Consider the following 7,868-nt stretch of genomic DNA (forward strand, 5'->3'; position numbering starts at 1 on the left):
TATGTGACCGGTCCACGCTTTTCTTCTGTCAATGCGCAGAGCTGGACCGCCCATCAAGATGAGGCTTTAGCCTTTCGCGTGTTGGCAGCACGCTACACACAAACAGAAAAAACCATTGATCTTGGCACATTTGATCTTGTTGACTGCTCTGATTTGCAAGTGCGTGCAGCCATTGAATTGCCTTCAAGTGATTGTTCTGTCATCTTTGAAATTGAGAGAAACAACGGCACGGTTTATCAACTCCTGCCCTTTCAATTACTAAGCCTTACCGAATATATCAGTGAAAAGGTAAAGCTTCGTGCTATTCTCAAAGGCACTGAGAAGCTCTCACCCATCTTGTTTGCTCCTGTTCAATTGATTGCGGGAAAGATCCATAAAACCGCCACCTATGTCACCCGTGCTTTTGCCTTTGGCGAAAAGGCAAGATTGACCAGCTATATCAAAACCTTCTTGCCGGGCGGTTCTTCATTCACCCTCGAGATGCAGCTGGATGATGGTGCTTTTACCCCTCTCACATTAGAGGAAACAGAACAGTTATCCGAGCCCCTTTGGACAGAGCGAAAATTTGTAAGCCACGACAAGACAGCCAAACAAGCGCGCTTGAAACTCACGCTTACCGGTGGACCAGCAGCGCGTTCCATGGTGAGCGATTTTGGCGCCGGTATATTATGAGGGGAAAACAGACATGACAAAAACCAAAAAACTCGACATGGAATTGCCAAAAGAAGGGCGTTTTATCAGTTCTGAATTCCCCATCTTGCGGGAAAACTTGACCAAAATTGATCAAGCCATGATGGAAGTTGAGGAAAAGGTAGACCAAAAAGCACCTTCAAAACACACGCATAGCATAAGTGAAGTCGCAGATCTTGAAGCAGCTCTCAAAGGCAAAATGGCAGCCGATAAAACCTTCTCATTTGCTGATTTAAGCGATATCGAGGGAGCACAAGATGCCGCCAACAATTATGTTCTCTACAAAGCAAGCAACAATCATTTTACCTTTGGCAGTGCGATATCTTTGCTTGGTTCTCATCAACATAAAACCGAAGATATTATTGGATTAGATGAATTTAGAGCCAAGCTTAATGAAGATCTCACAGCCTATGGTCGCCTAAAACAAGCCAATGAATGGCAGAATTATAATAAATTTACCAGCAAAGTCACTATGAGTGATGATTTGGAACTCATTGGCAATTCGTCATTGAACCTCATGCATAATGGTGAAGTGGTTACCAGTTTAAGCGCAACGGGAAGCAAGCTTAAAGGACCACTGAAAGTTGATGGTGCGGAAGTTTATAGCAAAAATGAAGCTCTTGTTGCTCTTCAAGAAATACGTGATGAAATAACGAAATTAAGAAAAGCGACGTCCCCCCTTGAAATTCTTATGACACAAAGCGGTACCATTCCATTTCCTGAAGGTGTTAGTGATGACACAGAAATTGAAATACGAGCGTGGGTGCTGGTGGAGGAGGTGGTGGTGGAGAAAGAGAAGGCAAATATACAAGCCTCCACAATGGAGGAGGAGGTGAAGGAGGTCAATGTGTGCATGTTAAAGTTAAAGGATGGCAACTTAAAAAATCGAGAACAGCCCAAATTGGTCGTGGCGGTGAAGGCTCTCATGGAAATAAAGCGGGGTCTAAAGGTGGTGATACACTTATTAATGGGATTATTCGCGCTAGCGGTGGAAGTGGAGGATATGGCGGTGGCATGGGTGGTTCTTCTACCGACAGAGCTTGTTTTGGCAGTAACGGTGAGCAGGGTCTTGGCGGCGGCGGCGGTAGTGGTTATTTTTCTGGAAAGGATGCTAGTGGAGGAACTGGTGGTACCGGTGGCAATGGAGCAATCTTGTTGAGATTTTTTCTATAGGAGTTTTTTATGGAATATGCAGTTGTTGAAAATGGTGTGGTAACCAACATTATCGTAGCCTCAGAAGATTATGTTCACGCCTTTGATGGTGAGGCGATCCCTTCACATGAAGCACAAATCGGCTGGACTTACAAGCATGGAGTGTTCTCTCCTCCCGTTATTGATGAAAGCACACAACAGCTTTCATCTCCTGAGATGGTAGAAACAGACGCACCTGTAGAGCCCATAAAAGAACCGTAAGAGAAAGCTTAAACAGGATAATTCTCTGTTTCATAGGCTTCAATTAACAAAACAAGAGTTTTCATTCTATCAAATTCTGGAGTATTTTCTTTTGGCTGATCGTCAAACATTGCAGACACAATCTCTAAGGCTTCTTGGTAATCTCTCTCTGTACGAATTGGTTTGATATTCATTTCTTAAATTACACAGTATTGATGTTATACTGTTTAAATTGTAATGATTTTTAAGTTAATTGCAAAGAAGACTATCATGACCACACGCAATCCTAATCGTTGTCCTACTCATCCAGGAGAAGTTTTGGCAGAAATTATTCCTGAAACTGGCAAAACGAAGACAGAAATCGCACAGATGCTTGGTATATCACGCCAGCATCTTTATGATATTCTAAATGCAGAAAAACCTATCTCCCCTTCTCTTTCGGCTTGTCTTGGCAAAATGTTTGGGAATGGAGCAGCAATATGGTTACGTATGCAAGCCAATTATGATGCTTGGCACGCAGAGCGTGAAACAGATGTTAGCAAAGTTCCAACACTCCACGCTGTTTGACTTTGTGACTCAATCTCTAGAGACTTTTCCAAGTGGTTTTATTGCTTTAACTTCTTTAATTTTAAGTGCAATTTTACGCACGAAAGCGAGGCTAAAACGCCCTTGTGGTTTTAAATCTTCAAAGTCAAACAAAGATTCACAAGGAACAACATTAAATTCATCAACACGCACCCAAGACTGCTTTTGTAAACCCACACGCTTACATTCTATCTCAGGTATTTTTAAGCTAAACTGCAAATTAATAGGTTCTCTAGAAGTAATAGGAAACAAAAAGAAATGGCTTTCAGTTTTAACCATCACACAGGCAGGACGCGCTTTGCGCCCCGAATGTTCGCCGTTTTGCGCTTGTTCATGCCATAAATAATAATATTGAACAACATCCCCTGCTTTAAACATGGTCATCGCTATTCAAAATGTCATCTAAACCACGATCTAAATCGTCTAATATATTTTGCGGTGCATCTGTATAAACAAAAGATTGTACACGAGAATGCGCTTTTATTAATTCATGATATAAATCAACAGGAAGCATAATGATTTTTTCACGCCCTCGCTTTGTTAAAGCTACAGGTGTAGACATAGCCTCGTCTAAAATATCGCCTGCCCCGCGGTTTACATCTGTAAAACTATATTTTTTCATATGCAGATCCTATCTTTAATAAGTAATACGTATTATACGTATAATATGTATTATGTAAAGATATTTTAGGCTGTTAACCACCTCCCCGCCTAAAAGACGAGGAGATAAAATTATATTTTAGGTCTAAGCTACTTTTGCAATCGGATTTGCTAAAACCCGCTTAGCTTCTTCAACAAGCGTTTTATAATGTTTACTCTCTTCTGCTAAGGTAAAAGCTTTTACAAGATGCATGTGGAGAGGCCCATAAATGTAAACAGCCTTTTCAGTAGGTCCCATCTCATCCCAATTACTTGGAAAACCAAATCGTGTATCACGGTCATTATCAATTAACTGGTTTTTTAAATCATAGAAAGCTTTAACAAGTGCTTTTTTAAACGCACGCACCGTATCATTATTACGCATATAGGTCATGAGTAAGGTTGCTTGTGGTTCATTAAGAATAGCAACTTCTCTCTTTTGACCGCCTTTACCGTCTCTTTTACTCACTTGGATTTCAAATGCGAGTGAACCAAAATCCTTATGATTTGCTGTTTTAAAGGGTGAGATTTCAAATGCGACCCTTCCAAATTCCTCAAAGTCTTCAATGTTTTGACGAACCAGCTGCATAACTGTTTTATGAGTATGCCCTACCCCCTCAGCAATTTTCAAAGAGGTTGTAACAGCAATACCAGCACTGTCGATCGTTACTAAATTGTTCATGATGAACTCCTTACTATTTAGATGTCTTCTATTGACACCCTATAAAGGGTATCGGGCGCTAGAAAACACGGTAGTAAGTCCGTCGTTATGCTTTCCCCGCAAGGGTATTGTATAGCATAACTACACCCGACAACATTATTATACGCCATGCGCACGTAACGAGTCAAAGCATTCAATATACGGAAAAAGACTGTGTCGGCAATCTATCCGCTTACTATCAAGGTGTTTTCTAGGCACCTTTGTATGAATCTAACGGTTTTAAAGATTTTGTCAAGTCGTTCTCAAAAGCGGCATTTTTCCCATTCATTTTCATTCATCACTTAATTTTAAGGAGCATAAAGTATGGCAACAGGTTTTTTACATGGTGTTGAAGTTGTCGAGGTGGACGATGGCACCCGTCCCCTTCGCGCGGTCCAATCAGCAGTTATTGGCATTGTGGGTACAGCACCCGATGCCGATGAACAGGCTTTTCCCCTTAATACGCCGGTGTTGGTTACCGGTTCACTTTCACAAGCAGCAAAACTGGATAAAACAGGAAAACGTCAAGGCACCCTACCCAATGCTCTTGATCTCATTTTCAAGCAAGTGGGTACCATTGTTGTTGTCGTGCGCGTGAACGAAGGTGACAATGAAAACGCAACTCTCACCAATATTTTGGGCGGTGTGAACGCAAATGGTGCTTATGAAGGTGTGCATGCTTTGATTGGAGCACAATCCCTTCTTGGACAAACACCACGCATTCTGATTGCTCCAGGCTTTACCCATAAACGCCCTATTAGCCTTAGCAAGATTGAGATCACCAACAAAGGCAGCGGTTATACCCAAGCAACTGTTAAAATTGCTGGCGGTGCAAAAGCAGAAGCAATCATCACCGATGGACAAGTAACCTCAATTGTTCTCAAGGACTATGGCTTTGATTATCAAACCGCCCCCAATGTAACGATTGAAGGTGATGACACTGGTGCAACAGCAAAAGCCGAAATCAGTGTAACCTCTAATCCTGTAGCAGCAGAGTTGATTGGTATTGCCGAGCGTCTACGCGCTATTGTGGTGCTTGACGCACCAAACACAACAGATGAAGCAGCTCTTAACGCGGCAAAGGATTTTGATTCAAAACGCGCTGTTATTGTTGATCCTTTTGTAAAGGTAAATCGTGATGGAAAAATCCTAGAACAGCCAGCAAGTGCAGCGGTTGCTGGTGTTATTGCCAAAACAGATTTCACACATGGTTTTTGGCATTCCCCTTCAAACAAAGTGATCAATGGCATTGTAGGAATTGCTCGCCCAATTGATTTTTCCATTGGTGACAGATCAAGCCGTGCCAACCTTCTCAATGAACAAAACATCACAACAATTATCCGCGAAAATGGTTATCGTCTTTGGGGCAATCACACTCTTTCAAGTGATACAAAATTCGCTTTTTTATCTGTTGTGAGAACCGCAGATATGATCAATGACGCTATTTTGCGTGGGCATCTATGGGCGGTCGACCGCAATATCAAAAAAAACTACATGAATGATGTGAGTGAAAGCGTCAATGCCTATTTGCGTGATTTAAAAGCGCAAGGCGCCATTCTTGGTGGACAATGCACCCCTGATCCAGAGTTGAATACAGCAAGCGCCATTGAGAGCGGCAAAGTCTATTTCAATGTCGAATTTACACCAACAACACCAGCAGAACATATCACATTCCGTTCACGCATTGTCAATGATTACTTAGAGGAGATCTTTTAATGACTATCCCTGTTTTACCGAGAGTTCTAAAATATTTTAACATTTTTGTTGATGGCATTCCCTATCAGGCAAAATGCGAAAGCGTAACACTACCGAATTTGAACTTGGTCGTTGAAAGCTATCGCGGGGGTGGCATGGATAGCTCCATTGAAGTTGACCTTGGTCTTGAAACGCTCATCCTCACCATGACCATTTCTGACTGCTCTCCAGAGTTGATGGCGCTGTTGGGACGGTCTGATGTCGACATCTCATTACGAAGTTCAATGCAAGCGCAAGGCACACCAGCAGAAGGTGTTGTCATTACCATGAGAGGGCTTTGAAATGGCAGAATGGCAACCGGGAAGCAAAGCGACATCCACAGCTACATTTACATTGCATTATTTCAAATATGTCCAGAAAGATGTTGAAATTGTTGAGATAGACGTCCTCAACTTAGTCAGAAAATTCAATGGCGTCAATCAATTAGCAGACCATAGAGAAAACATAGGATTATAAAAATGACAGTACAAACAAGCATTATACATAAATTACTTGTCCCCGTGATCTTTGAAGGAAAAGAACACACCGAAATCACCTTACAGCGCATCAAAGTAAAAGACATGCAAGCCATTGATAAAAAGGAAGGCACTGATCAGGTAGTAACTATGATCGCACGTCTTTCTGAATGGCCACATGAAGCTGTTTTGGAACTTGATGGTGGCGACATGGCAAGTCTTGGAGAGATTTTGGAGTCTTTTATCAAGCGGCGGGAAACCTCGACTGGGAAACCGCCGCTAAACTCATAGCGGATATTGCTCTCGTTTTTCATTGGTCCCTTTCAGACATGATGGAAATGGAACCGCAAGAGTTAATATTCTGGCGAAAACAAGCAGCAGAAAGGTATAAGACAAAATGAGTGAAAAAGTTGCTGATGCAAAGGTCAAACTGTCCCTTGAAGACAAACTCACCGAACCTCTTAAACATCTTCAAAAAAATTCGATACATTGTCAAAAACACTCTCCCATAGATTGAGTATTCCCCGCTTTTCTGCTGCGGTAAAAAATATGACATCAAGTTTGAAGGGGGTTCAAAGTGCCCTTGGTGTGGCGGCAAGTCGTGCTTCACTCTTTACCGGTGCTTTAGGGCTTGCTGGTGGTGGTCTTATCGCAAGTGTGACCGCCATCACCATGAAAACCATGCATCTGGGGGATAGTCTTCACCATGCCTCACGACATTTAGGCATGAATGTTACAGCACTTCAGTTATGGGGTGATGCAGCCGATAATTCAGGATATTCTGCCGAACTCTTTCAACAATCCTTAGCAACTTTAAACAGGCGTTCTGCACAAGCATATGCCGGACAAAAAAGAGGCATTATGGGATTTGAAGCGCTTGGCATTTCTGTCAAAAATGCTTCTGGAAAACTCAAATCAAATTCCGTTTTGTTAGAAGAAATTACCGACAAGATGAGTAAAATGAAAAATCAAGCGCAAAGACAGCATATTGCTGCTCTGCTGTTTGATGGTGATGGAAAAGAAATGGCAGCCATGCTTGCACAAGGGATGGCGCCCATCAAAGAGCTGTTTGCAAAGGCGCGGAAAGGAAAATGGCTCATAGGTGCCGATGTTGCACACTATGCCGCAGACTTAAGTGACAAAATGGGAGCGTTTAAGAAAAAAATAGGCGGTATCGCGAGCTTTATTGGCGCGCGCTTTATGCCTGTGATCAATGATATGATTGATGCTTTTTCTCGCCTGATTGATGAAAACCGTGACCTCATTCAAACAACCGTTGCTGGGTGGGCTAAAACCTTAAAAAAAGTCTTTAATGATTTGCTTAATCCTACCTCTGATTTGAGAAAAACTATAAGCGATCTCACAGAAAGAATTAAAGGCTGGTTTTTTTGGATGAAACCGCTTGTTGGTGAAATAACCCTCTTAAAAGTAGAACTTGTAGCGCTTGGTTCATTCATTTTTGGTCCACTCATTGCCGCATTAGCTGCCGTGAGTGCAGCTTTTGTCACGCTTGGCTATACAATTTTGACCACTCCTATCGGTTGGATAATCGGGGGCATTGCGGCGCTTGTCGGAGCTGGATATCTGCTCTACAAAAATTGGGATACCATCATAAGCTTTTTAGGAACGTTATGGAATTCTTTTGCTAGCTT

9 protein-coding genes and 4 pseudogenes are annotated in these 7,868 nt (G+C 42.2%); 9 read left to right on the forward strand and 4 right to left on the reverse strand.

Annotated features, from left to right (window positions below):
• The 3 genes and pseudogenes from J7R10_RS07340 to J7R10_RS07350 form a co-directional block, all read left to right on the forward strand.
• Positions 1-672 (forward strand): annotated as a pseudogene (locus J7R10_RS07340) (DUF4815 domain-containing protein); the annotation flags it as partial.
• A gap of 13 nt (positions 673-685) precedes the next feature.
• Positions 686-1,863: pseudogene (locus J7R10_RS10255) on the forward strand (Bgr_08870 family protein).
• Between the two features lie 9 nt (positions 1,864-1,872).
• Positions 1,873-2,103 (forward strand): hypothetical protein, encoded by a 231-nt coding sequence (locus J7R10_RS07350; protein WP_010704763.1) that lies wholly within the window; start codon positions 1,873-1,875, stop codon positions 2,101-2,103.
• Positions 2,104-2,111: 8 nt separating this feature from the next.
• Here J7R10_RS07350 and J7R10_RS07355 read toward each other — a convergent pair whose 3' ends face one another.
• On the reverse strand, positions 2,112-2,276 hold the full coding sequence (locus J7R10_RS07355; protein WP_010704762.1) for a hypothetical protein: 165 nt from the start codon (positions 2,274-2,276) through the stop codon (positions 2,112-2,114).
• Between the two features lie 76 nt (positions 2,277-2,352).
• On the opposite strand from J7R10_RS07355, the gene J7R10_RS07360 reads away from it, so the two are divergent.
• Positions 2,353-2,649, forward strand: a complete 297-nt coding sequence (locus tag J7R10_RS07360; RefSeq protein ID WP_010704761.1) for a HigA family addiction module antitoxin — start codon at positions 2,353-2,355, stop codon at positions 2,647-2,649.
• Positions 2,650-2,658: 9 nt separating this feature from the next.
• On the opposite strand, the gene J7R10_RS07365 is transcribed toward J7R10_RS07360, so the two are convergent.
• From J7R10_RS07365 to J7R10_RS07375, 3 genes are all read right to left on the reverse strand, one after another.
• A complete protein-coding gene (locus J7R10_RS07365; RefSeq protein WP_407059611.1) occupies positions 2,659-3,051 on the reverse strand; it encodes a hypothetical protein in 393 nt (130 codons plus the stop codon).
• Entirely contained in the window at positions 3,038-3,289 is a 252-nt protein-coding gene (locus J7R10_RS07370; protein ID WP_010704759.1) for a type II toxin-antitoxin system Phd/YefM family antitoxin, read from the reverse strand. The genes J7R10_RS07365 and J7R10_RS07370 overlap by 14 nt, the downstream gene beginning before the upstream one ends.
• 123 nt (positions 3,290-3,412) lie before the next feature.
• On the reverse strand, positions 3,413-3,988 hold the full coding sequence (locus tag J7R10_RS07375; protein ID WP_010704758.1) for a Rha family transcriptional regulator: 576 nt from the start codon (positions 3,986-3,988) through the stop codon (positions 3,413-3,415).
• A 342-nt stretch (positions 3,989-4,330) separates the two neighbouring features.
• Between J7R10_RS07375 and J7R10_RS07380 the strand changes: the two genes are divergently transcribed.
• The 5 genes and pseudogenes from J7R10_RS07380 to J7R10_RS07400 form a co-directional block, all read left to right on the forward strand.
• On the forward strand, positions 4,331-5,722 hold the full coding sequence (locus J7R10_RS07380; protein ID WP_010704757.1) for a phage tail sheath subtilisin-like domain-containing protein: 1,392 nt from the start codon (positions 4,331-4,333) through the stop codon (positions 5,720-5,722).
• A pseudogene (locus tag J7R10_RS07385) lies at positions 5,722-6,217 on the forward strand (phage major tail tube protein). Before J7R10_RS07380 ends, J7R10_RS07385 begins: the two are co-directional and overlap by 1 nt.
• Before the next feature lie 2 nt (positions 6,218-6,219).
• Entirely contained in the window at positions 6,220-6,507 is a 288-nt protein-coding gene (locus J7R10_RS07390) for a phage tail assembly protein (protein WP_010704756.1), read from the forward strand.
• Positions 6,508-6,554: 47 nt separating this feature from the next.
• Positions 6,555-6,617, forward strand: coding sequence for a hypothetical protein (locus J7R10_RS10355; protein WP_234924827.1), 63 nt, complete (start codon positions 6,555-6,557; stop codon positions 6,615-6,617).
• Positions 6,614-7,868 (forward strand): annotated as a pseudogene (locus J7R10_RS07400) (phage tail protein); the annotation flags it as partial. The gene J7R10_RS10355 and the pseudogene J7R10_RS07400, both read left to right, overlap by 4 nt.

This window comes from Bartonella vinsonii subsp. berkhoffii ATCC 51672 (genome assembly GCF_902825225.1).
GTDB classification, from domain to species: Bacteria; Pseudomonadota; Alphaproteobacteria; order Rhizobiales; family Rhizobiaceae; genus Bartonella; species Bartonella berkhoffii.

What these genes read in the sequence shown, in the direction of transcription:
- J7R10_RS07355 (WP_010704762.1), bottom strand. Translation starts at nt 2,276, where the DNA reads ATGAATATCAAACCAATTCGTACAGAGAGAGATTACCAAGAAGCCTTA.
- J7R10_RS07390 (WP_010704756.1), top strand. Translation starts at nt 6,220, where the DNA reads ATGACAGTACAAACAAGCATTATACATAAATTACTTGTCCCCGTGATC.
- J7R10_RS07370 (WP_010704759.1), bottom strand. Translation starts at nt 3,289, where the DNA reads ATGAAAAAATATAGTTTTACAGATGTAAACCGCGGGGCAGGCGATATT.
- J7R10_RS07350 (WP_010704763.1), top strand. Translation starts at nt 1,873, where the DNA reads ATGGAATATGCAGTTGTTGAAAATGGTGTGGTAACCAACATTATCGTA.
- J7R10_RS07380 (WP_010704757.1), top strand. Translation starts at nt 4,331, where the DNA reads ATGGCAACAGGTTTTTTACATGGTGTTGAAGTTGTCGAGGTGGACGAT.
- J7R10_RS07360 (WP_010704761.1), top strand. Translation starts at nt 2,353, where the DNA reads ATGACCACACGCAATCCTAATCGTTGTCCTACTCATCCAGGAGAAGTT.
- J7R10_RS07365 (WP_407059611.1), bottom strand. Translation starts at nt 3,051, where the DNA reads ATGACCATGTTTAAAGCAGGGGATGTTGTTCAATATTATTATTTATGG.
- J7R10_RS07375 (WP_010704758.1), bottom strand. Translation starts at nt 3,988, where the DNA reads ATGAACAATTTAGTAACGATCGACAGTGCTGGTATTGCTGTTACAACC.